General features: G+C 46.3%; 22 protein-coding genes. 8 read left to right on the forward strand and 14 right to left on the reverse strand.

The window, feature by feature from the left end:
* Nucleotides 1–25: 25 nt before the first annotated feature.
* On the forward strand, nt 26–814 hold the full coding sequence (locus tag AC4PM4_RS13635) for a hypothetical protein (protein ID WP_488731507.1): 789 nt from the start codon (nt 26–28) through the stop codon (nt 812–814).
* Nucleotides 815–920: 106 nt separating this feature from the next.
* On the opposite strand, the gene AC4PM4_RS13640 is transcribed toward AC4PM4_RS13635, so the two are convergent.
* A complete protein-coding gene (locus AC4PM4_RS13640; RefSeq protein ID WP_090809725.1) occupies nt 921–2,672 on the reverse strand; it encodes an ABC transporter ATP-binding protein in 1,752 nt (583 codons plus the stop codon).
* 170 nt (nt 2,673–2,842) lie between these two features.
* On the opposite strand from AC4PM4_RS13640, the gene AC4PM4_RS13645 reads away from it, so the two are divergent.
* The 3 genes from AC4PM4_RS13645 (at nt 2,843) to AC4PM4_RS13655 (ending at nt 7,680) form a co-directional block, all read left to right on the forward strand.
* Entirely contained in the window at nt 2,843–4,261 is a 1,419-nt protein-coding gene (locus AC4PM4_RS13645; RefSeq protein WP_072734795.1) for an ABC transporter permease, read from the forward strand.
* A gap of 12 nt (nt 4,262–4,273) precedes the next feature.
* Entirely contained in the window at nt 4,274–5,788 is a 1,515-nt protein-coding gene (locus tag AC4PM4_RS13650; RefSeq protein WP_090809721.1) for an ABC transporter permease, read from the forward strand.
* Between the two features lie 65 nt (nt 5,789–5,853).
* Nucleotides 5,854–7,680 carry an ABC transporter substrate-binding protein gene (locus AC4PM4_RS13655; RefSeq protein ID WP_491613835.1) on the forward strand — a complete coding sequence of 609 codons (1,827 nt, stop codon included), beginning with the start codon at nt 5,854–5,856 and terminating at the stop codon, nt 7,678–7,680.
* A gap of 77 nt (nt 7,681–7,757) precedes the next feature.
* Here the strand turns inward: AC4PM4_RS13655 and AC4PM4_RS13660 are convergent, their stop codons facing one another.
* The gene (locus AC4PM4_RS13660; RefSeq protein WP_491613836.1) at nt 7,758–8,249 is read right to left on the reverse strand and encodes a hypothetical protein; all 492 of its coding nucleotides are present in this window, start codon (nt 8,247–8,249) and stop codon (nt 7,758–7,760) included.
* A gap of 186 nt (nt 8,250–8,435) precedes the next feature.
* On the opposite strand from AC4PM4_RS13660, the gene AC4PM4_RS13665 reads away from it, so the two are divergent.
* A complete protein-coding gene (locus tag AC4PM4_RS13665) occupies nt 8,436–8,636 on the forward strand; it encodes a hypothetical protein (RefSeq protein WP_063565515.1) in 201 nt (66 codons plus the stop codon).
* A gap of 130 nt (nt 8,637–8,766) precedes the next feature.
* Here the strand turns inward: AC4PM4_RS13665 and AC4PM4_RS13670 are convergent, their stop codons facing one another.
* The 3 genes from AC4PM4_RS13670 to AC4PM4_RS13680 all read right to left on the reverse strand — a co-directional run bounded on the left by AC4PM4_RS13670 (nt 8,767) and on the right by AC4PM4_RS13680 (nt 11,246).
* Nucleotides 8,767–9,504, reverse strand: a complete 738-nt coding sequence (locus tag AC4PM4_RS13670; RefSeq protein WP_491613838.1) for a cyclase family protein — start codon at nt 9,502–9,504, stop codon at nt 8,767–8,769.
* 82 nt (nt 9,505–9,586) lie between these two features.
* A complete protein-coding gene (locus AC4PM4_RS13675) occupies nt 9,587–10,216 on the reverse strand; it encodes a type 1 glutamine amidotransferase family protein (RefSeq protein ID WP_079696318.1) in 630 nt (209 codons plus the stop codon).
* Nucleotides 10,217–10,319: 103 nt separating this feature from the next.
* Complete coding sequence (locus AC4PM4_RS13680) at nt 10,320–11,246, reverse strand: NADP-dependent oxidoreductase (RefSeq protein WP_090953870.1); 927 nt, start codon at nt 11,244–11,246, stop codon at nt 10,320–10,322.
* A 181-nt stretch (nt 11,247–11,427) separates the two neighbouring features.
* Between AC4PM4_RS13680 and AC4PM4_RS13685 the strand changes: the two genes are divergently transcribed.
* On the forward strand, nt 11,428–12,306 hold the full coding sequence (locus AC4PM4_RS13685; protein ID WP_090809713.1) for a PhzF family phenazine biosynthesis protein: 879 nt from the start codon (nt 11,428–11,430) through the stop codon (nt 12,304–12,306).
* Here AC4PM4_RS13685 and AC4PM4_RS13690 read toward each other — a convergent pair.
* From AC4PM4_RS13690 to AC4PM4_RS13705, 4 genes are all read right to left on the reverse strand, one after another.
* Complete coding sequence (locus AC4PM4_RS13690; protein ID WP_491613840.1) at nt 12,301–13,257, reverse strand: alpha/beta hydrolase; 957 nt, start codon at nt 13,255–13,257, stop codon at nt 12,301–12,303. The two genes, AC4PM4_RS13685 and AC4PM4_RS13690, sit on opposite strands and share 6 nt — an antisense overlap.
* 311 nt (nt 13,258–13,568) lie before the next feature.
* A complete protein-coding gene (locus AC4PM4_RS13695; RefSeq protein ID WP_063565369.1) occupies nt 13,569–14,774 on the reverse strand; it encodes a cation:proton antiporter in 1,206 nt (401 codons plus the stop codon).
* 3 nt (nt 14,775–14,777) lie between these two features.
* Nucleotides 14,778–15,284, reverse strand: a complete 507-nt coding sequence (locus AC4PM4_RS13700) for a cation:proton antiporter regulatory subunit (protein WP_076287930.1) — start codon at nt 15,282–15,284, stop codon at nt 14,778–14,780.
* Nucleotides 15,274–15,747, reverse strand: coding sequence for a GreA/GreB family elongation factor (locus AC4PM4_RS13705; protein ID WP_090953627.1), 474 nt, complete (start codon nt 15,745–15,747; stop codon nt 15,274–15,276). Before AC4PM4_RS13705 ends, AC4PM4_RS13700 begins: the two co-directional genes overlap by 11 nt.
* A 388-nt stretch (nt 15,748–16,135) precedes the next feature.
* Between AC4PM4_RS13705 and gdhA the strand changes: the two genes are divergently transcribed.
* Nucleotides 16,136–17,512, forward strand: coding sequence for an NADP-specific glutamate dehydrogenase (gdhA, locus tag AC4PM4_RS13710; RefSeq protein WP_072734620.1), 1,377 nt, complete (start codon nt 16,136–16,138; stop codon nt 17,510–17,512).
* A gap of 210 nt (nt 17,513–17,722) precedes the next feature.
* Nucleotides 17,723–18,577, forward strand: a complete 855-nt coding sequence (locus AC4PM4_RS13715; protein ID WP_090809707.1) for a pentapeptide repeat-containing protein — start codon at nt 17,723–17,725, stop codon at nt 18,575–18,577.
* 184 nt (nt 18,578–18,761) lie between these two features.
* Here the strand turns inward: AC4PM4_RS13715 and AC4PM4_RS13720 are convergent, their stop codons facing one another.
* From AC4PM4_RS13720 to AC4PM4_RS13740, 5 genes are all read right to left on the reverse strand, one after another.
* Nucleotides 18,762–19,739, reverse strand: a complete 978-nt coding sequence (locus AC4PM4_RS13720) for a diaminopimelate dehydrogenase (RefSeq protein WP_371121655.1) — start codon at nt 19,737–19,739, stop codon at nt 18,762–18,764.
* A gap of 144 nt (nt 19,740–19,883) precedes the next feature.
* The gene (locus AC4PM4_RS13725) at nt 19,884–20,030 is read right to left on the reverse strand and encodes a hypothetical protein (protein ID WP_157258407.1); all 147 of its coding nucleotides are present in this window, start codon (nt 20,028–20,030) and stop codon (nt 19,884–19,886) included.
* A gap of 50 nt (nt 20,031–20,080) precedes the next feature.
* Complete coding sequence (locus AC4PM4_RS13730; protein WP_491613841.1) at nt 20,081–21,064, reverse strand: alpha/beta fold hydrolase; 984 nt, start codon at nt 21,062–21,064, stop codon at nt 20,081–20,083.
* Nucleotides 21,065–21,334: 270 nt separating this feature from the next.
* Nucleotides 21,335–22,090, reverse strand: coding sequence for an exodeoxyribonuclease III (locus AC4PM4_RS13735; protein ID WP_063565361.1), 756 nt, complete (start codon nt 22,088–22,090; stop codon nt 21,335–21,337).
* A 105-nt stretch (nt 22,091–22,195) separates the two neighbouring features.
* Nucleotides 22,196–22,930 (reverse strand): alpha/beta hydrolase, encoded by a 735-nt coding sequence (locus tag AC4PM4_RS13740; protein ID WP_491613842.1) that lies wholly within the window; start codon nt 22,928–22,930, stop codon nt 22,196–22,198.
* Between the last annotated feature and the right edge of the window lie 18 nt (nt 22,931–22,948).

The raw sequence follows: 22,948 nt of genomic DNA on the forward strand, positions 1-22,948 counted from the left end.
ACACACACATTTTCAGGAGGGTAATATGTCTAATCCAAAAAAAGCTTCATTGTTTGCCATGTTAATTATGATTCTGTTGGTTGCTGCAGCCTGCGGCGACAAAGCGGATAACAACGCCAAATCGAAGGAATCCACTGCAACAGAAACCACTGCCGGCACAGATACAGACACAGCCAAGACAGAAGATACGGAGAACACGGAGAGCTCCGAAGCATCCACTTCCGAGTCCAAGGAAACAGATAACTCCAAAGACGTTGAATTGGGAACTACGGAAAAAGGCTCTTACAACAATGACTATTTCGGTGTTTCGCTGAAATTCCCCCAAGCTTGGGAGTTCCAGGATGCCGCAGGCATGAACGAGCTGACTAACGCTTCCTCCGAAGTTATTGCTGGAGATGATGAAACGAAGAAAAAACAAATTGAACTATCTCAGGCCAAAACACTGAACCTGTTGATGGCTTCACAATATCCATTGGACGGAAGTCAAGTTGGCCCTTCCGCCATGGCGATTGCTGAAAAAGTAAGCCTGCTGCAAGGAATTCGTACCGGTAAAGATTATCTGAAAGCAACGAAGAAATTCATGGAGGACAGCCAGTTTCCTTATGAATACAAGGAATTCACAACCGAAACCATCGGTGGCAAAGAGATGGATCTGATGCAAATTACGATGGATGCGGGCAATGGTTCAACCATTACGCAAGATTACTACAGCACCATTATTGAAGGTTATGCATTCAACTTCATCTTCACCTATTTGGATGATACTACAAAGGCCGAGATCGATAACATTAAGAAATCCGTTCAGTTCAAATAATACACTCACTGTCACAGTGTCTGCTGTGCATGAATTGAACCCCGCGCAATGACCTTCCACAGATCATTGCCGGGGTTCTTTTTCGATTAAAAATGAATGTTTCACCTTATCCGGAAATGGCCACCCAATGTCCCTCTTTGACTTCCACCCATCGGGACTGTTCTAGATTATAGCGATCTTCCACTTCTACCGTCTCTCTTGGGGCTTCGTTTACAGCATGGCGTTTTTTCTTCGCTTCCACAGCCGGGTCCGGAACCGGAATAGCCGATAACAAGGCCTTTGTGTACGCATGCTGAGGGTTCGAATATAGTTCTTCACTTTCTGCTAACTCCACAATCTTCCCATTATACATGACAGCTACACGATCACTGATATGTTTAACCATGGACAAATCATGTGCAATGAACAGGTATGTCAGACCAAGTCGCTGCTGCAATTCTTCAAGCAGCTGTACGATCTGAGCCTGAATGGACACATCCAACGCAGACAAAGGCTCGTCACATACAATAAATTCAGGTTCCACGGCCAGCGCACGAGCGATTCCGATCCGCTGCCGTTGACCACCCGAAAATTCATGAGGGTATCGCTGGGCATGAGCCGGATCGAGACCCACCATCTCCAGCAATTCCTCCACACGTTTTTCCCGCTCAGCGGGGCTGCCGGCAAGATGGTGAATATCCAAGGCTTCCCCAATAATGTCCATAATTCTAAATTTCGGATTAAGCGAGGCATACGGATCCTGGAAAATAATTTGCATATGTCTCCTCATCGTTTTCATCTCTGAGGCAGAGAGGCGGTTGAGCGGCACTCCCTTAAACAGCACATCCCCACCTGTAGGTTCATGCAGTCGTAGAATGGCTCTGCCTGTAGTCGATTTCCCGCTGCCCGATTCGCCTACGACCCCAAGCGTCTCCCCTTGGCGAATCTCGAAACTGATATCGTTCACAGCTTTTAAAGTGTTGCCTTTACCCAAATTAAAATGTTGTTTGAGGGACTTCACTTCCAGTAAAGGCTGATCATCTTCCAGATCGCGTGGCACCAACGAGACGAGTTTCGGCTTTTTCTTCTCATCCAGTCGAGGTAATGCATTCAACAGTCTTGCTGTGTATGGATGTTTCGGATTCGCAAAAATCTCTGTGGTTGTGCCGGATTCCACAATCTGCCCGTCTTTCATGACTACAACCCGATCACACATGCCTGCCACTACTCCGAGATCATGGGTAATCAGAATAATGGAAGTGCCCAACTGTGCCTGCATATCTTTCATCAAATTAAGGATTTGGGCCTGAATAGTAACATCAAGCGCAGTTGTAGGTTCATCCGCAATCAGCAATTCAGGACGGCAAGCAAGAGCAATAGCGATCATCACCCGCTGACGCATACCTCCAGAGAATTCATGTGGGTACTGATTGAAACGTATTTCACTCCGGGTAATACCAACGAGCTCCAGCATTGCAATCGCCTGCTTCTTCGCTTCCCCTCTGGAAAGCTTCTGATGTTTAATCAGACTTTCGGTGATCTGTTTTCCGATTTTCACGGTCGGATTAAGAGAGCTCATAGGATCCTGAAAGATCATGCCGATGTCACGGCCACGGATACTCTCCATCTCTTTTTGCGTTTTATGGACCAGATCTACCCCTTTAAACAGGATCTCACCCTTTTTCATCTGCGAAGGAGGAGAGGCAAGCAGCCGCATAATGGAACGTGCCGTCACACTCTTCCCACTGCCGGATTCCCCTACGATGCCAAGTGTTTCCCCTTTCCGCACTTCAAAACTGACTTCTTTCACCGCCTGAAATTCACTCTCTCCGGAATGAAAAGAAACGGACAACTCATTTACTTTCAACAAAGGTTGCATGTGATCACCAGCCCTCATCCATATTTTCACATGTGCTCATATGTATACTCTTCCATACCTTGACAATTAAATAGACTCTAAATAATATATACTATATCAATCGGAATAATGCAATTTAAAATGAGATGAAAGGAGGCTCGCATGGTTTGAATCTTGCAAAAGGCAGCAAAATGTCACAGCTTGTTTACACCCTGGGATTTAATTATGGCAAAATGCTGCTTCATCCCTCCTATCGATATGTTCTATTTATTCTCGGACTGCCCGTTAATTTGGTTGTACTTCTGATCTGGCAATCTAGACGAAAAAGGGATGGCTGGGCCGTGGTTCAACAAGCTGTTGAACGCGATATGCTCTCCACTTCTTATCGGGATAAACTTAGGACGGACGTTGAAGAACAGTTGAGGCGTAAACACCGTTTCTTTCGGCAGCAAGTTAGTGAGGCAGAGTTTAAGCGTCAGACCGAGGAGTGGCTGGAGGAATCCGTTCAGAAGGAGTTAAAGGAACGAACGTTCAGCAAGCTTCAGGAACAGGGAAAACAGCGACTGACGATGGCTGATACATTCCAATCGATGATTGATAAACCTTGGTTCCTTGCGATATCAGTTATTCCGGGCTGTCTGATGTACGCCATGATGTTTTTGTATGGCAATCCTTATCTAAAGTACATATTCGAAAGAATTCTGATGACGGTATTCGTCATTCTGGGCGTAGCTACACTTGTATTCACCATCTTGTACCTGTCCCCATTCAATCCGGCGGCCAACATTCTCGGAGAGACAGCGACACAGGAACAGATCGCAGCTTTTAACCATGTCTATGGCCTGGATCAGCCCTATCTTGTCCAGCTCTGGAACAATATCAAGGGCATAGCGCTATTTGATCTCGGCAAGTCTTTTTCAGGGAATGAAGATGTCACGGCTACGATCGCCAGAAAGTTTCCAATCACGTTAACACTGGCCGTTATCTCCTTGCTGCTTGCCCTTGTCATCGCATTGCCAATCGGCATCATCTCGGCGATCAAGCCCAATTCACTGTTTGATTACACATTCATGTTTATTGCATTAATTGGATTATCGATTCCGAATTTCTGGCAAGGACTCATCTTCATCCTGAATTTTTCGATCAAACTGCAGTGGCTTCCGGCTACCTTCAATCCACAGAACTGGCTATCTATTATTATGCCAACGATTGTTCTGGGAACGGGATTAACCGCTGCGGTGGCCCGTATGACTCGGTCTTCCACACTGGAAGTTATTCATGAGGATTACGTGATGACTGCTCGTGCCAAAGGATTAAGCGAACGACAGGTTCTGCTGAAACATGCGGTGCGCAATGCGCTAATTCCAATCGTAACCGTTGTAGGTCTTCAATTCGGAGGCATGCTTGGTGGGGCGGCTGTAACGGAGAAAGTATTTAATATCAGCGGACTTGGAAGCTACATTGTGGATAAACAGTTTATCCCTGATATTCCGAGCATTATGGGCGGGGTCATATACACAGCGATTACAATCTCCATCATCAATGTTGTGGTAGATCTGTTGTACGCGTTTGTCGATCCCAGAGTTCGTTCCAAGATGAAACAATATTAAAGCAGGTGCACTATGACAAAATCGGGTTCACTTACACAAGAAATGCGTTTTCGGCTTAAGTCTTCACAGGAGTACAGTCAGGCGAGCTTCGCCTGGGTCACTTCCCTTCTCTTGTCGGTGTTACTGTTGTTCAACAGTTATGACTGGAGCCTTCAGGAGTTCAGACCATTTCTGCTGACTGTGCTTGGAATCTACCTATTTTTCACGCTGGTCCAGAGTGTGCTGACGCTCCGGATTCGGAGAGACCTGATTCGGCAGGGGACAATCTCTGTGCTGACTCGCAGACTCGCCTGGGTCCAACTGTTAGGTATCATTTCAGGCAATATCTTTATCGTGACGGCCGCTTTTCATCTGATCAAGAAAACAAAGAGCATTGAGTATACATTTGCGGTGTATATGCTGCTGACCCAACTGTTCGTTATTGGGGTCTCGGCACTCAATATGTTTAAACCGTATGTTGCGGATACGTTTTTGCCAGCCATGGCTGTGCTCGTACTTGTCCTTGTCATTGATTTGGTGGTGCTGTTTATCGTATCCCGGTATACCTCAGCCTCGATCATCCCACGCTGGATGCTGGGCGTGAGCGTGATCCTAATTCTGACTTCGGTCACAGGGAATGTGTTCGCACTGCTGCTGGGTATTTCCATCATTGGACGAATCCGCAGGCAGGGTAAACAGAAATCCAACTTCTGGAATGATCTGTGGGAGCGTCTTGCTCCGAATGTCACGGCAATGTCCGGTTTGTTTTTTATCATTTTCCTGTTCTCAATATCGATTTGCAGCTTCTTTACTTTTGATTACAGTATGGCTGTAGAAAATAACTACTCTGCCTTGCTTCAGTCTCCATCGCTCGCCTATCCCTTGGGAACAGATGACTTTGGACGATGTTTATTTTCCCGGATTGTATTCGGTGCCCGTATATCGTTGATCGTAGGATTCATGTCAACCCTGATTCCGGTACTGATAGGCGGTATTCTCGGAGCCTTCTCGGGATTCTATGGAAGACACACGGACAATATCATCATGCGACTGCTGGATATTCTCTATGCCATTCCGGGTATTCTGCTCGCTATCGCCATCATTGCGGCGTTCGGGGCCAATACGGTCAATCTTATTCTCGCACTCAGCTTGGGCTCAATCCCAACTTATGCACGAACCATGAGGGCTAGTGTGCTCTATGTATCTACGTTTGAATTTGTTGAAGCTGCACGTGCACTGGGTTACAACAATCGCTCGATTATTTTCAAACATATTATTCCGAACTCGCTCGCACCCATGATTATCAAGTCTACACTTACGATCGGCGGAGCGGTCATTGCCACCAGCAGTCTGAGTTATTTGGGGCTCGGCGTGGAGCCGCATATTCCCGAGTGGGGCAACATTCTCAAGCTGGGCAGCACGTATCTGGAAACCCATTCGTATCTGGCCATCTATCCAGGTCTTGCGATCATTCTGCTCGTGCTCTCGTTCAACTTTCTGGGTGACGGACTACGTGATGCGCTTGATCCAAAGCTGGAAAAGGCTTAACCACTTCTACAATATTCAACTCAAATTGAATTCCAATGATTATGAACTTATCTGGAGGTATTTTCATGAAAAAACGTATGCTGATAGCACTACTATTAACTTTTGTCCTTGTGGTCTCCGGTTGCAGTGTGAAGACCAAGACGGAATCCCAGTCAGAATCCGCACCGTCAGATACAACAGAAAACACGCAAAACCAAAAACCGGTGGACATCGAATTACTGGCTCAGAGCTCCTCCGAAAATGACGTGAACATTATCCGCGACCAGCTTACCAAGAATGGCTTCAATGTTAAGCTGAACCTGCAGACGGATTACGGCAGCTACAAATCCCAGCAGGATGCTGGCAATTATGACATTGCGCTGTCCAGCTGGACAACGGTAACCGGGAATCCGGATTACGCAGTTCGTTCACTCTTCAAAACAGGCGGAGACTACAGCATTCTGGCTGATGAAGAAATCGATAAGCTTATTGACCAGGCTGCTACTCAGACTCCGGACGAATACAAGGATACGTATAAACAATTGGAGGATCGCTTGGTAACCGATCAGGCCTATATCGCTCCGTTGTACATTTCCCTGAAAAGTCAGGCTGTGAACAAAGACATTCTCAATGTAGACACCGTTCGCTTGTCCAAATCCCGCGCCATGGCATGGGAACCGATTGAATTTAAAGACAGCTCCAAAAATACAAAAGAACCATTAATTCTGACACAAACCGCTTCCGTACTGACTTCCCTTGACCCGATTAAAGGAAATGACGGTTCTATCAACCAACTGAACACCAACATGTATGTACGTCTCGTGAACCTGACAGATGACGATCAACTTACACCAGAGAGTTCCCTCTCCCACAATTTCAGCATTGCTGAGGGGAACTCGGAGTATTACTTCATTCTCAGAGACGATATCAACTTTGCTAAGATTGATAATAAAAAAGCCGTAGATACGGGAGAACGTGTCGGTGCAGATGACGTCATCTTCTCTCTCGATCGCGCCAAAAACAAAGATTCCGTACCAGATCACCGGACATACAGCCTTCACGAACATATCAAGGAAGCCGAGTTAGTAACCGATCTGGGCGCCTTGGAATCCGTTCAGCAATCTAGTGGCAGTGGTACGGTTAAAGACGCATTGGAACAGGGGCTTGGCACCAAAATTACGGAACTGGTTACGGACAAAAACAAAGCCGATAACGCTGCCGGAAAGTATCAGGTTGTGAAACTCACAACAACGGAACCTTTCCCGCAAGTATTGAACTATCTGGCTCACCAATCTGCTGGCATTGTGTCCAAAAAACAGGTCGAAAGCATCAATACGTATGATGTAGCTTCGTTTGACGTGAATAAAGACATTCCTTACGGCGATCAGAATACCGTGACTGAAGGTGCTGCGTACAACAACACCCTGTATGCCAGCGGCCCATATATCTTGGCATATAAAAATGATTACGAAGGTGTATTCTATCAGAATCCCGGATACCGCAAAGGCTCTGAGTATGCACCCAAAATCTCTCAGGTGAATGTTCGATTCATCTCTGATGCCGACAGTGCGTTGTCTGCTCTTCGCAGCAGTGAAATCCACCTGTACTACGGAGTATCCGAAACAAAGTATGACATCATCAAAAATGACAGCAAGTTGCAATTGCAGAGCATTCCGAGCAATGCGGTTTCCTATCTGCTGTTCAACACAGCCAATCGGGAAGTTGCCAAGAGCAGTGATCTGAGAAAATCCGTGCTCTACTCCATCAATCAGGATGACATTTTGCAGTTCTACAAAAACAATAAACTTAAGGCATACTCTACAGTAAGTCCACTCGTGCAGACCGGGAATGAATTGAAGTCCGATCCGGCAAAAGTAAAAGAATTCTTGAGCGCCTACCAGGCTTCCAAGTAACAATTAAGATAAACGGCTGTCACCCGGATCACTCCAAGATCCGGATGACAGCCGTATTATTTTATAGAAAAAATATATTATGATGAGCAGTCTGCCTGATACCTTCGCTGTACGTCAGGAAGCAGAGTGACGATCTGGATTCCCACTCCCCAGGAAAAATAGACCAGATGGATAACAGATATATGCTGGATCAAGTATACCTGCACCATAATCCAGATGATCAGAGCAAATCCTGTATATAACGAGAACGTCCATCCCCAGTATTGATTCGAGTAGAGATTCAGTTTCTCACCTATTTCCCAGTGAGTGCGACGAAGGAGTAAAATGGCAATGATCATCGGCATAACACCAAGAACCAACAATAGTATAATTCCCGGGATCAGAAAACTGTCAAAAGGGGAATGCTCCAATAATGAATCCGGCATATGGACGAGATTTCCCGAAGGATCGATAATGAGTGCTCCCCCTCCAACCATCGCACCAATGCCCAGTAACCCCTGCATCATAATGAGCGCCCACGATCTTTCAGGTACACATTCACGCTTTATTCCATCATCACTAGTCCTCATCCCTCACCCTCCAGACATTGTTATACAGATATACTGAACGTTCTATTCCATTTTCACATATGGAAAGGGCTGAATCCTGTGCTCTTTCTCACTAAAATCGTCCCCAAAAATTCGATTATGGTAAAACTTGATAAAAGAACGTACGTTCGGTATAATAGAGATATACTTAATGAGCGAGAGGCAGATATGGACGACAAATTTATTAAGGAACTACGCGAGATTAGTCGGGATGACAGACGAAGATCCGAATTTATGATCCAAGGCATGAAGGAAACACTGCAGGGAAGAAAAGAAGAAAGTATATTCAAGCGCTGGGTTCGGCGTAAGAAGACAGAGAAAAAAATTTCACAACGATTCAATCAGGATCCCTCTTCGGATCAAAAGTAACCACATAAAAAGGAGGCGTACTACGCCTCCTTTATTATTTATATGAGCAGTTTGCACAAATGCCGTTGGTGAATCATTCGGAAAGAACTGTGTGTGAGTCCTTTGCATTATACCTATGTTCAACTTTGTTTTACGGTAAAATGGCAAACGAGCGCACTGGAAAGCCGGACGCCTTTTCGGCCTTGGGTACGATATTGAAGATCACGGCACCTTTGGCTGGTACCTGATCCAGATTCGTTAACAGCTCTACCTGATATGTATCCTGGGCAAGTACATAATATTCTGCCAGAAGTGCCCCGTTCTTTTGATAGTCTACAGCTGAATCAGTGTCGAAGGTCTCATGGCCGATCGCCTGTATTTTTCTTTCCTCGAATAAAAACATTAGCGCACTGACTGACCATCCGGGTGCATGACTGTGTCCCTCAGCATCTTTGTTGTCGAATGCTTCATGACTGGGCCAGCGTTTGCTCCAATCGGTACGCAGTGCTACAAAGCTGCCAGCTTCAATAACGCCATGCTCTTTTTCAAACTCAAGAATATGCTCGACATCCAGCGTGAAATCCGGATTGCTCTCTACAGCCACAGATTGATCAATGACCACCAGCGGTAGCACAAGTTCCTTCAACCCCAATTCATCGAGATAACGGGTATCACGCACAAAATGGATCGGTGCATCGAGATGCGTACCATATTGACCGGGAAACCTGAAACTTTGGGCAAAGAAACCTTGGTCGTGATTAAACAACGTATCGAATTGTGCCGCATCAAAAGCTGAGAAATGTGGAGATTCCGGTCCAAACGTATGGGTCAGATCCACCCACTTCTTTTCTTTTAATAATTGAATCGCTTGAATGAGCTCATTGGACATCCGAATCACCTCATACATAGAATGGAATAAATTGTTACTATTATATCTTATTCCACTCCATGCGAAAATATCGAAATGTCAGCTATTTGATAGAATTCATTAACTCGAAGAAGTATTTTGGTTCATGAGTCTGATATAGATTGAACCACGAATCTAAAGTCTCCGGTGTAAATACATCTAGTACCTTCAATACATGCATCGCAAATTCCAAAGGAGCTATGCCCGATGCAGTAACTAAATTGCCATCCGTTACGGCCGGTACCATTTCATAGTATTTTTCTCCAATGTAATGAGGACAAATCATTTTCAAATATTCCAGATCGTTGCTTGTATGCCTTCTGGAGTCTAGCAATCCCACCCTCGCAAGTCCAACGGTTGCACCACATATTGCCGCAACAACATGACCTTTTTCCAAAGATGTCGAAGCTTTTTTCAATATTGGCTCGTGAATGGATTCCATCCAAGTATTTCCGCCTGGAAGAATCAATACATCCGTACTTTCCAACATACACTCATCAACTGAAATGCGAGGTAGTATTTCCAACCCTCCCATGGTAGTCACCGGACTTTTATCAACGCCAACAGCAACCACCTCTATCGCCGCCAGCCCTTTCTTAAAATACCTTCCCGAGTTTAATTCAGCAATTAAATAACCTACCTCCCAGTCTGACATCGTATCAAATACATAAAGATATGCTTTTTTTGTATGCATAGTGCACTTCCCTTCTAGTGGATACGCCTATTATAAAAAAACTTTACTGACATCTTCCGTCAGTAAAGTTTTTAAATTTGAAACCTTCAAAGATAACCCTCATCTATTCTACTCGAATGACCAGTTTCCCGCGTGTATGATGGGTTTCGCTTTTTTCGTGCGCTTCACGCAGTCCTTGTTCACTCAAGGGGTATGTCTCATCAATGATGGGTCTCAGCTTGCCCTCAGCAGCGAGCTCAGCCAACTGATCGAGTTGATCCCCTTTGGGTTCCATCATGAACACGTTGGCGGTTACACCGGCTTCCTTAGCCAGCGTTTCATCCGGTTGTTCCACAAGTGATACCAGATGCCCACCTGGCTTTAATACCTTGAAGCTATCACGTTGAATATCGCCACCCATCGTGTCCAGCACGACATCATACCCGGAGAGAATCTCCGAGAAATCTTCTTTTTTATAATTGATAAAATGGTCCACTCCCAGCGAACGAAGCAACTCTTCATTCGATTCACTCGCCGTGGAAGCCACTCCAGCGCCAAGATATTTGGCAATCTGAATAGCAAAGGTTCCTACACCACCTGCTCCCGCGTGAATGAGGACCTTCTGCCCTTTGGCAAGCCGTCCATGGTCAACAAGTGCCTGCCAGGCCGTCATGGCTGCTAGCGGTATGGCAGCTGCTTCCTCGAAGCTCAGATTTTCCGGGATACGGGCAATGATGTCCGCATCCACAGCCACATATTCTGCATAGGTCCCGAAATGACGAGGACGGGCAAATACGCGATCGCCCGCTCTGAACCTAGTGACATTGGAACCCGCTTCAGTCACTGTCCCGGCCACATCCCCGCCCAATATTAGTGGGAAAGAATCTGCTGCCTCTTTCATATGGCCTTGTCTGACTTTAAAATCCACCGGGTTTACAGAAGTAGCATGAATGCGGATTAGCACCTGGTTCACTCCACATGCCGGCTTCGGCATTTCCTTTTCCTTCAATTGTTCCGCTCCACCGAACTTTTCAATCACAATTGCTTTCATTAGAGATCCCAGCCTTTCCATAGCATTATCGTTATGCTCTCCTTCTTCATTACCCTTCCCGAACGTTCACTTGACCTATATTCATGAATTCGCAGCAGGTTTGGGTTCACAATCCCGATTAGGAACCGTGATATAATGAAGAACTGTTGAACTTAAATAACTGAACAAGCGAGGTAGAGATGTGGAAATTGAAGTAAGTACGTTACATGCATTTTCGGATAAGCCTCTAGGCGGAAACCCCGCAGGAGTTGTTTTACAAGCAGGACACTTGTCCGACTCCCAGATGCAGGAGATTGCCAGACAAGTTGGATTCTCAGAGACCGCGTTTGTTATGCCATCGGACCAGGCTGATTTCAAAGTGCGTTACTTCACCCCTAGTGATGAAGTTGATCTATGCGGACATGCAACGATTGCCTTATTTTATTTAATGAAAGCACAGCATATCGTTGATGTAGGTGTATACACGCTGGAGACGTTAGCCGGAATACTTGAAGTAGTTGTCCAGAACAATGGTGAAGTCTATCTGTCTCAGGCGCTTCCGGAGTTTGGAGAGATCGTTGACCGACAAGGCATTGCAGATTCTCTGGGTATTTCCACACATGATTTACACGCTGAATTACCTGTACAGATCGTATCTACCGGATTGCGCGATATCTTGATTACGGTTAACCATGTTGATGTTCTGTCAAAAATCATTCCTGATTTTCAGCTTATCGCTGAAATTAGCAAAGCTAACCATGTCGTAGGTTATCACGTGTTTGCAGTCGAACCAGATAAAGAGAGTACTCTGGCAGAATGCCGGAACTTTGCTCCCCTTTACGATATCCCGGAAGAGAGCGCAACTGGTACTTCTAACGGTGCTTTACTCTGTTATTTACATAAATACAACCAACTTTCAGATCCCCACGATACAATCTATACGATTAGACAAGGGTATACTATGAACCGTCCCTCGGAGATCCAAGCCAGATTAACACTGGGCATGTCCAATGAAATTACAAAGATTCAAGTGGGCGGGGTCGCGGTTCATATAGAGAACATTCGAATTCAACTTTCATAAATGTTGAGCTTCAATCTTATGTAAAAATCGTAACACGGCTTCTTCCAATTGATTCAGCCCTGGCTGTTCTATAGGGAAGTGGCCCGCTCCTTCCAACACTACGCATTCCTTTTCTACCTTTAATCGATCAAAAAAAGATTGGCTGAACTGTAATGGTGTCATCGGGTCCAGTTCGGGGTGAACCAGCAGTACAGGACATTGGTCAAACTGTTCCGGGTCTACCTCCGGCTTCTTATTCAGGAATGTTCTTAATAGTTCCAACGGGACACGTGTCGATGCCGCCTGTGGATCATTCATAATAAGTCGGGTTAACTCCGAATTATTGGTAATCAGCTGCATACGCGATACTTGCTTCACAGAGATACGTATATGATCCAGTAAAGCCGGAAACCGATCCATCATACGTTTGCCCCATCGGCTCACCAAACGGTTTGGTGCAAGCTGGTCACGCATATCCGCATCACTCGTGTCCACAAATGTCGTTACAATCAAGCCTTGTACGTGCTCACTGCGTGCACTCATGTGATAAGCCAGCATACCTCCGATGCTGCTTCCCAATGCCACGATCGGCTTGCCGTCTTTCCTAAATTCGCAATCAGCGAGTGAAACAAGCAGCTTGATCCATAGTTCATAATTGAGACGTGTCCCAGGCAACGGATAGCTCAGTCCATACGGTGGAAGATCTGGCGATACTACCTCATAGCCTCGGAGCTGCAACATTCGAGCATAAGGCGCGAGCAACCTGCCATTGCCTCCAGCTCCGTGAATGAACAGAATTTTGATCGGCGACTCGGGCGCGGGCAGACGATCGATGTGCAGATGAACCCCGTTCGATTCCCACCACTCCTCTTCAGGATTCGCATGGTCCCCTAGCCTGAATTCTTCCGGGAAAAAGGCTTGATACTGTTTCCAATAATGATGTGATGAATGATATGAAGGCAGATTATCCATGCTGTTCATTCTCCTCTCGTCATAGATCAGTCTCATTCAGAATGAGACTGATCCTATATAGCCAAAAAAGGCCGTACATTGCACGACCTTACATTAAGCCTACTTCCATAAGTATACTTCTTTGTATAACAGCCTTCATACATCTGTCAATAAAGGGATGGTACATTCCCCGATACAATAAACGCCACACCAAGGAGAGAATATACTCCAAGTAGTGTGGCGTGTACGGTTTAGCAGTGGACTAGATTCAAAGCGTGTTTGCATCTGTGTATTAACCTACGCTGTAAAGACGTGGCAAACAGATGCACAATTCATCCCGTCTCTTTCCCCCTCATTCTTTTCCTCAAGCGAGCGTATTGACTGTAGATCCAAGGTGATTCTTTCGTTAGGATCGGGCCAAGCACTGCCAGAATCAACACATATAACACGGCAAAAGACTGAATGGATGCCATCAGGCCTCCTGCCTTGCCGATGTTCGCCATAATGATAGAGAACTCTCCACGGGACACCAGCGTGAATCCCACATTAAGAGAAGCGCGTGGAGACATCCCGGAGAGTCTGCCAGCGATCATGCCCGCACCATAGTTGCTGGCAATGGTCAGAATAACGGCAATCACGGTCATTCCAACGGCTCCGCCAAGGGTCGAAGGTTCAATGGTCAGGCCAAAGCTGAAAAAGAAGATCGCCCCAAAGAAATCTTTGAACGGCATAATCTGATGCTCAATTCGGCTGGCATGTCTCGACTCCCCCAGAACCAGCCCCATCATCAGAGCTCCAATCGCTTCGGCTACATGCAGCGTTTCCGAGAAACCCGCCACCAGAAAGAGCAGCGTCATAACGGTAAGTAGAAACAACTCCGATGACTTGATGTTGAGTGCCTTATCAATATACTTGATGCATTTCCTGCCTATGATTAGAAATAGCACAATAAAGAGCAGCGCAGACAAGGATACGAGCAAGACGCTGAGGAATGAGGTAGCCCCACTAAGTACAAGCCCCGTCAGAATCGAGATATGGATGGCAATAAACAGATCATCAAACATGATCATGCCCATAATAATCTCCGTCTCCGGGTTCGCCGTGCGCTTCAGATCCACGAGTACTTTAGCCACAATAGCTGTGGAAGAACTCGTCATAATACCACAGACAACTAACGTTTCTTTGAGTGGCAGTTCCATGAACCATCCTAGCAGCAGACCGGAAGCAAAATTTAGTCCAACGTAGAACATACCTCCGGTCAGAATGGCTTTGCCCGACTTCATCAGGCGGGAGACCGAAAATTCCAATCCCAGATAAAAGAGCAAAAACAGAATACCCAGCCTGCCCATAAATTCAATAAATTCCGAGCTTTCGATAAAACGCAAATCCACAATGCCGATCTGTGGTGCATGCGGTCCAACAGCCATACCAATCAGAATATAGAAAGGAATGACCGAAAATCGTAATTTTGCAGATATTAGCCCCGTAAGTGTAATCAGCGCAACGGCAATTCCCACTTCGAATATGAGCATATCCATAGGCTAGAGCCGTCCATTGGATAACAACTGTTTTAACAGTTTGATCTGATCCCGTTCACCAGCGACAACAACCGTAGCCCCCGCGGTAAAGATATAGTCCGGACCTGGATTAAACTGCTTCGTCCTGTTCTTCTCCACCACAGCTAGAATAACTGCTCCTGTTGCCTGGCGAATATTCAGTTCTCCGATCGTTCTTCCTATGCTCTCTGAATGCGGCTCAATACGGAGCCACTCAATTAACAGTCCCTCCAGCATAACTTCACGCTCATCCTGAAAGGTTGGTTTGTACGTCATGCCACCGACAATAGCCGCAACCGCACGTGCCTCATCATCATCCAGTGTGACCAGTGACACCATATCTCCCAATTCTTCAGGCGAATCGCCTGATTCCATGTGAAACAGGTCACGTCGCTCATCATTATGGATAACGATGACCAGATGCTCACCGCTGCGTGTGTGCAACCAATATTTGCGTCCAATTCCCGGCAAATCCGTCTCTTTAAAGTGCATGATCTGCACCCCCAGTGGACATCCGATTCAAGGACTCATTGTTTAACGTAATATCCGTAATGCGTACTCGCATGGAGCCAGCCGGTATATTAATCGACCTCACTTCTCCCTTGAGCCCAAGCAATAATTGCCGCCCCACAGGGGAGAGGAAGGAAATATGCCCCGCATCCGGGTCCGCGTCATCCGGCATAACAATGTTGAATGAATCAGATGTATGGAAGTCAACGTAATCAAAACGGATCAAACTACCGATAAGTACCACCGAGTCCAGAGCTTCATCCGAACCAAGGAGCAGCTTCTCCACACACGTTGTATAGTTCGCAAGCAGGCGTTCCATCTGCGAGCGTTCCGGATCACGCACGTCAAAATAGGCGTCGAGAAATGTTCTTTTCTCTTCACCGAATATAATGAGCTGGTTCACCAGCATTTCTCTGCAATTTTGAAAGGAGGTCCTATGGTTCATAATAAATCTCACCTCCTATACAAGCCCTGTTCTCCATGTTGATTCGCATGTTTTTCTTCATCATGTTGTTCTCCTCCTTCATATAGATAAAAAAACCACGGATACCGCGGTCTTACTACCATCTTACCAAAACTAATTTTTTAATCCAGCTATTCCGTTAACTTTGCCTTGTATAACGATAAAAGGGGCGTCAATTCAGCTTCCAAACTTAACCTTTACATCATATGACAGATCCATAGAAGATTTTAATAACGTCATAAAAAACATTTTATGGGTTTTCATCTCGTATTTTTATTTTGTTTCCTGTATATTTAACTACAAACTTTTATGCAATTTATACAAATAGCCATCCCAAGACTTTAACACAATAAAGGAGTGCATTGAAAAAGTGTCGACTATAACTAAGGATTCAACTCAAGTAACTGCCGCAGAGTATGTTCATTCCGTTTACGAATCGGTTATCGCCAGAAATCCACAGGAAAGTGAATTCCATCAGGCTGTCAAAGAGATCCTGGACTCGCTTATTCCTGTCATTGCAGCTCACCCGAAATATCGGGAAAATGGCTTGCTTGAACAGCTTGTTGAGCCAGAACGTGTCATTACGTTCCGCGTGCCTTGGGTAGATGATCAAGGCAAGGTACAAGTAAACCGTGGATTCCGTGTTCAGTTCAACAGCGCAATTGGTCCTTATAAAGGTGGACTTCGTTTCCATCCTTCCGTTTACTCGGGAATCGTTAAATTCCTTGGATTTGAACAAATTTTCAAGAATGCCCTGACTGGCCTGCCAATCGGCGGTGGTAAAGGTGGTTCCGACTTCGATCCAAAAGGAAAATCAGATCTGGAAGTCATGCGTTTCACTCAAAGCTTCATGACTGAGCTGTACAAATATATCGGTTCCGATGCGGACGTACCTGCCGGGGACATCGGTGTAGGTGCACGGGAAATCGGTTATATGTTCGGACAGTACAAACGCATCAGCGGTGGACACGAAGCTGGCGTTCTTACAGGTAAAGGGCTCCTATACGGAGGAAGTCTTGCACGTAAGGAAGCTACCGGATTCGGATGCGTGTACTTTGTGAAGGAAATGTTGGCATCTAAAGGACTGAGCTTCAAGGACAGCACCGTGGTTGTCTCCGGTTCGGGTAATGTATCCATCTATGCCATTCAGAAGGCTCAAGAGCTTGGAGCTAATGTTGTCGCGTGTAGTGACTCTGGTGGTTATATCTATGACGCTCAAGGAATCAATCTGGATACCGTAAAAAGATTAAAAGAGGTTGATCGTCTGCGGATCAGCGAATATGTCAAAGAGCATCCACATGCCGTGTATACCGAAGGCTGTGAAGGCATCTGGTCTATCCCTTGTGATATCGCGCTGCCTTGTGCAACGCAAAATGAAATCGACGAACAGGCTGCTGCATTGCTCGTGCAAGGCGGAGTTAAAGCGATTGGTGAAGGAGCGAACATGCCTTCCACTCTGGCTGCGATTGACGTTTTCCATAAAGAAGGCGTTCTGTTTGGACCAGCCAAAGCGGCTAATGCTGGCGGAGTTGCCGTGTCCGCACTTGAAATGTCGCAGAACAGCATGCGGTTGTCCTGGTCATTTGAAGAAGTGGACGCCAAGCTGCATGACATTATGTCTGACATCTACACTAGCTGTGTTCAGGCAGCGGATGAGTACGGCTGTGCAGGTAACCTGCTTGCGGGAGCGAACATCGCTGGCTTCCTGAAGGTTGCAGACGCCATGCTTGCGCAAGGTATCGTCTAATTCTAATTGTGTTACAGTTGCTAACTAACTAAATAAACCGCCTTCCATCACGGGAGGCGGTTATTTTACATTCCTACCTGTCATTTATGGAGTTTAATCCGGTATCAGGATCGCCATGTGATCCATATCGGAATTGATCGAAATCCAGTGTAATGGTAAAGTTGTACTGACCTTAAAATAGCATTTTTTTTAATTAAAGGAAGTGTATAAATGACTAACCAAGCATTCAGTAGCAATCAGGCTACTCTGCATTTAAGCGCAGACTGTGAGCAATGTTTTGGTCTATGCTGTGTCGCCTTGCCGTATGGCAAATCCTCAGACTTTGCTTTTGATAAATCCAGCGGTACTCCCTGTTCCAATCTTCGTACCGATAACCGCTGTGGCATCCATACACAGCTGCGACAGAAAGGGTTCAAGGGCTGCACAGTCTACGATTGTTTCGGAGCTGGTCAGAAACTATCACAAATTACATATGCGGGCAAGGATTGGCGTAATCATCCGGAATCAGCTGCTGAAATGTTCGATTGCTTGCCTGTCATGAAGCAGCTTCATGAGATGATGAGCTACATCAATGAAATGCTAATGCTGCCGGAAACATCATCCATCCATGCCGCGTTGAAGGACGTATATCGGGAAACGGAACGACTGACCGATCTGGAGCCATCTGCCATATTACGTCTCGATATTCCTGCACATCGGGCGGTGGTGAACGAACTGCTTGTACAGGCCAGCGAGATGGTGCGGGCAAAGGTCCCAGCTTCGGGTAAGGAGCCTTCCAAATCGAAGACCAAAAAGCGTATCGGAAGAGACTTTCTGGGTGCCAATCTAAAAGGAGCTGACCTTCGGGGAGCGAGCTTCAGAGGTGCATTAATGATAGCGGCTGACCTACGAAACGCAGATATGAGAAAGACCGATCTAATTGGGGCTGACTTGCGGGATGCGAATCTGGGTGGAGCGGATCTGAGAGGCAGCATCTTTCTGACGCAATCCCAGCTCAACTCGGCAAAAGGCAGTGCAGATACCAAGTTGCCGGATCATTTAAACATTCCCTCACACTGGCTGTAGGGAAGACTGTCCCAAGATGAAGTATGAATTATGAATGAATATGAATAAACCATGAATATGCACTGATTCGTATGTATAACACAAACAGCTCGTCCCTCTGTTTAGAAGGACGAGCTGTTTGTGTTGTATTACATTTTAGATATGAATTAATCAGGTCTTGCAACTGCGGTAATGAATTAACGGACTACAGCAAGTCGCGGCGAAGGTCCTCAGCCGATTTAGGAGACAGGTGACCGAGTGGGATATCAAATACTGTCTTAGCCCCTTTGTGTCCTTCCAGACTCAAACGTTGTGCGGCTCTTGCATAAGCCACCAGTACACTTGCGGTAAATTCAGGATTGCTGTCGAGCTTCAGACCAAACTCAATAATTTGTTTCTGGCCTGCACCTGTAACTCCACTACGAATGACAAATCCACCGTGCGGCATGCCTTCATGCTCAGCCTTCAATTGCTCTTCAGTAATAAACGTTACCGTTGTATCGTAATCCGAGAAATAGTTAGGCATAGATACAATCGTTTCACGAATCTCGTCCTGATTTGCACCAGCTTCTGCAACTACATAGCATTGACGCAGATGTTTCTCACGTGTGGTCAATTCTGGGGTCTCCCCAGCACGAATGCTGTTGATTACTTCTTCAACAGGTACAGTGTATTGCACACCAGCCTTAACGCCAGGAACACGACGGATGGCATCGGAGTGACCTTGGCTTACTCCTTTACCCCAGAACGTGTACTCTTTACCTTCTGGCAGGATCGATTGAGCAAGCAGTCGGTTCATTGAGAACAAGCCTGGGTCCCAACCTGTGGAAATGACGCTCACGTGGCCACCTTGCTCTGCCGCAGCGTTAACTTCTTTATAGAATTCAGGGATTTTGGCATGTGTATCGAAGCTATCCACCGTATTGAACAATTTTGCAATTGCAGGTGTCTGCTCCGGAAGATCGGTTGCCGAACCTCCACACAGAATCATCACATCAATTTTGCCTATGTATTGCTCAGCAGCAGAGATATGTTCGAAACGAACCTCTGTACCTTCTGCAACCATCTGCTCCGGGTTACGACGTGTAAATACAGCAACAAGCTCCATATCCGGGTTTTGAGTAATAGCTTTCTCTACACCTTTGCCCAGATTTCCGTAACCTACGATACCAACTTTGACCATGTTCAATCCTCTCCTGTCTTCATCTATAGTTGCCTACTTTATCTAGTATAATGATATAACATAACATGTAAATTGTCAGGTTTCCAGTTTGAAATAAAAATACCTTGCATGCAGAGCAGCAAGGCCTGATATATTCCTTTTATTCTAATCACGTCCAACCGAATGGATAAAAGGTATGGCATCCACGGAAGAAGTAGCAAACAAGACGGAAACGGACAATACCGTTAGAGACAACAGACAACTTGCCAGGAGTAAGGAAAGGAATCTTGAAGCGGTTCTGATCTTTTTCATCCATCCTACCTCCTCATCCTGTTTGCTATATTTTGGCTGGATTATGTTCTTCATAGTTCACCGGACCGCCTCACCAACTCCAAAATTTCATTGGCGACAATATCCGGCTGACTGTTATGAATATCGTGTTTGGCGTGTGCCACAGTGACCTGTGTTCCTTGACTGGACCATGAAGCAAAATCGGCTTGATCTGCCTGCCATGCCCGGCTGCCTTCGCTCGGTTTCTCTGAACCGGCCGTCAGAATGGTTAGCGGGAAGGAGAATTCCTTTTTATGCTCCAAGATATGGGCTGCGTTCGTCTTGGAATTGCGCATCTCTCCAATCACGTTGTCATTGTAAGCATGCTTGAGTGTGGATATGGTGGCTGCCTTTCTCATTGACTCCGTAACGAGATCCGGGTTAACGACCAAAGATTCGGTTAACCGATCCGAATGCAGCAATGTCCGCACAATTCCTGTTTTCACCAGAAGACGGGCTGAATCGAAATACCAATCCGATTGCTCCATAGCCACAGTGCTGTAATATTCGGGACTTCCTCCATCAATCATGACCATGCCAGCTACCTCATCGGGGTACATTTGTGCGAATCGCACGGTCTCCAGCGATCCGAGAGAATGACCTACCATGATATACGGCGGACGTTGGCCGGATACTCGCAGCAATTGATGGATTTCCTCTGTAATGGTATCGATATCACGTGGCCGATCCGTATAATCGCTATACCCGTAACCGAACCGATCATACACCGCAATTTTCACCTGGGATTTCAACTTGTTATATAGCGGGCTGAAATCAACATACGGATTGGGCGTACCCCAGCCTGAAGCGAGAACAACTGTCGCATTTCCTCTTCCCGTTGTATAGAGATGCATGTTACGTCCGCTCACCTCATACATCTTGCCTGGTGCAGTATAAGATTTCATGTCCTGTGTCGACTGATACGCCTCGTACGCGGTTCCTGCCAGCAGCAGAAGTCCTGTTGCCAGCATCAGGCCCCCCAGCCCCTTCAAACCTCTCCGTAACCCCTTCTTCATCATTCTCTACCCCTTACCCGGCTCTTCTTCTATATGTATTCTTCAATCTTACCCAAGTACGGATGGAAACGGAACGATCCCGGGTCCAGTTCTTTCCCCAACCTAAGTCTAGTTCCACCCCTACCCGCAGTATGAAAAATACGATTGAGACCTGTACCAAAGGGAAGATAATCATATAGACAACGTAAAATAACCGCAAATTCCCGATAACGGAAACCTGCGGTTTGGATGATATTCATTTTGTAAAAAGCCAAATAAACCCTCTGCAATCTACAATTGCAACGTGAGACCCACCGGGCAATGATCACTGCCCATGACATGGCAATCAATATGCGCCTCTGACACCTTCGGAGCCAGCTGATTGGACACAAGAAAATAATCGATCCGCCATCCAACATTACGCTCTCTTACCTTGGGCATGTACGACCACCAACTGAACACATCCGTGCGATCCGGGTACAGATGACGGAAGCTATCCACATATCCGGCAGCCAGCAGATCGGTCATTTTGCCTCGCTCTTCCAGCGTGAATCCCGAGTTGCCCAGATTCGGCTTCGGATTCTTCAGGTCGATCTCCTGATGGGCTACATTCAGGTCACCACATACGATAACCGGCTTGGTCTGCTCCAATTGCAGCACGTACCCTCTGAACCGATCCTCCCATTCCAAACGGTAAGGAAGTCTGGTCAGATCCCGCTTCGCATTGGGGGTATATACGTTGATTAGATAAAAATGATCAAACTCCAGCGTAATCATTCGGCCTTCCGGTTCACTATCTTCCTCTATCCCGTACCAGACAGATAGCGGCTTGATCCGGGTAAATATGGCTGTGCCGGAGTATCCTTTTTTGACAGCATAATTCCAGTATTGATATACGTCTTCACCCAGATCCATTTCGATCTGTCCTGCCTGCAGCTTGGTCTCCTGCACACAGAAAATATCGGCCTGACTCTCGTTATAATAATCCATGAATCCTTTGGTAACACATGCCCGCAATCCATTCACATTCCAGGACACCAGCTTCATATCCTCATCTCCTCACATCTCCCCAATATAGCATGGGCGAATTCGGAAGGACAAGCTGAGGTGTGACGATATCCAAACAGAATGAGGGCTTCCTAAGCTATATGCTCACTGATACAACCAGGATAATGCTTCGGGCAGATGCTTGGCAAAAAACAAAAGATCATGCGTCCCGCCCTCTTCCTCCACGTAATTCAGCCGCTCGGCAGGATAACCCTGGGCCAAAATCATGCGACACGCAGAACGTGTATTTTCCAACATTTGTGCTTGGGCATTAACCTTGTACACACCTTCCAGACTCCCAACATACATATACAGCTTCAACCCGTGGCGTTCAGCCCAGGAATAGTCACTCATATAATCGAGGAAACCTTCATACCACATAGAGGCCGATAACGCCCCAACCTTTCCAAAGATATGAGGGAATTCCATCGCCGCAAACAGAGAGATCAGCCCACCGAGCGAACAGCCAAGTATACCTGTATTCTCTGAATCTGCAAGAGTACGGTAAGACGAGTCCACATACGGTTTCAGCTGCTCAGCGATCGCCTTCAGATATATGCTTCCCTGACCGCCAAAGGCCGAAAAGGATGCATGCAGCGCTGGTACAGGCCATGGTGTGTAGTCATCGTTGCGATTGTGAGGTTCAATACCAACCAAAATCAATTCAGGCAATTTTCCGGAGCGAAAAGAATGATCCAGCAGATTGCTACAGGCTTTGGCTACCGCACCTCCATCCTGAATATAAACGACCGGGTAATGACGATCTCCCTCTGTGTAAGATGGCGGAAGCAGCAGATGGAGCGTCCAGCCATTAACCGACTCCTGTACCCATTTACTCATGTATGGAACCCTTCCCTC

It is taken from the genome of Paenibacillus sp. MDV22-iso6 (assembly GCF_058408365.1).

Bases quoted from the DNA above. Each gene is read 5' to 3' on its own strand.
- AC4PM4_RS13690 (WP_491613840.1), bottom strand. From the start codon at position 13,257: ATGGATAATCTGCCTTCATATCATTCATCACATCATTATTGGAAACAG.
- AC4PM4_RS13670 (WP_491613838.1), bottom strand. From the start codon at position 9,504: ATGTCCAATGAGCTCATTCAAGCGATTCAATTATTAAAAGAAAAGAAG.
- AC4PM4_RS13675 (WP_079696318.1), bottom strand. From the start codon at position 10,216: ATGCATACAAAAAAAGCATATCTTTATGTATTTGATACGATGTCAGAC.
- AC4PM4_RS13655 (WP_491613835.1), top strand. From the start codon at position 5,854: ATGAAAAAACGTATGCTGATAGCACTACTATTAACTTTTGTCCTTGTG.
- AC4PM4_RS13660 (WP_491613836.1), bottom strand. From the start codon at position 8,249: ATGAGGACTAGTGATGATGGAATAAAGCGTGAATGTGTACCTGAAAGA.
- AC4PM4_RS13740 (WP_491613842.1), bottom strand. From the start codon at position 22,930: ATGAGTAAATGGGTACAGGAGTCGGTTAATGGCTGGACGCTCCATCTG.
- AC4PM4_RS13725 (WP_157258407.1), bottom strand. From the start codon at position 20,030: ATGAAAAAGATCAGAACCGCTTCAAGATTCCTTTCCTTACTCCTGGCA.
- AC4PM4_RS13640 (WP_090809725.1), bottom strand. From the start codon at position 2,672: ATGCAACCTTTGTTGAAAGTAAATGAGTTGTCCGTTTCTTTTCATTCC.
- AC4PM4_RS13665 (WP_063565515.1), top strand. From the start codon at position 8,436: ATGGACGACAAATTTATTAAGGAACTACGCGAGATTAGTCGGGATGAC.
- AC4PM4_RS13735 (WP_063565361.1), bottom strand. From the start codon at position 22,090: ATGAAGCTGGTGTCCTGGAATGTGAATGGATTGCGGGCATGTGTTACC.
- AC4PM4_RS13715 (WP_090809707.1), top strand. From the start codon at position 17,723: ATGACTAACCAAGCATTCAGTAGCAATCAGGCTACTCTGCATTTAAGC.
- AC4PM4_RS13645 (WP_072734795.1), top strand. From the start codon at position 2,843: ATGTCACAGCTTGTTTACACCCTGGGATTTAATTATGGCAAAATGCTG.
- AC4PM4_RS13705 (WP_090953627.1), bottom strand. From the start codon at position 15,747: ATGAACCATAGGACCTCCTTTCAAAATTGCAGAGAAATGCTGGTGAAC.
- AC4PM4_RS13650 (WP_090809721.1), top strand. From the start codon at position 4,274: ATGACAAAATCGGGTTCACTTACACAAGAAATGCGTTTTCGGCTTAAG.
- AC4PM4_RS13695 (WP_063565369.1), bottom strand. From the start codon at position 14,774: ATGGATATGCTCATATTCGAAGTGGGAATTGCCGTTGCGCTGATTACA.
- AC4PM4_RS13635 (WP_488731507.1), top strand. From the start codon at position 26: ATGTCTAATCCAAAAAAAGCTTCATTGTTTGCCATGTTAATTATGATT.
- AC4PM4_RS13730 (WP_491613841.1), bottom strand. From the start codon at position 21,064: ATGAAGAAGGGGTTACGGAGAGGTTTGAAGGGGCTGGGGGGCCTGATG.
- AC4PM4_RS13720 (WP_371121655.1), bottom strand. From the start codon at position 19,739: ATGGTCAAAGTTGGTATCGTAGGTTACGGAAATCTGGGCAAAGGTGTA.
- AC4PM4_RS13700 (WP_076287930.1), bottom strand. From the start codon at position 15,284: ATGCACTTTAAAGAGACGGATTTGCCGGGAATTGGACGCAAATATTGG.
- AC4PM4_RS13680 (WP_090953870.1), bottom strand. From the start codon at position 11,246: ATGAAAGCAATTGTGATTGAAAAGTTCGGTGGAGCGGAACAATTGAAG.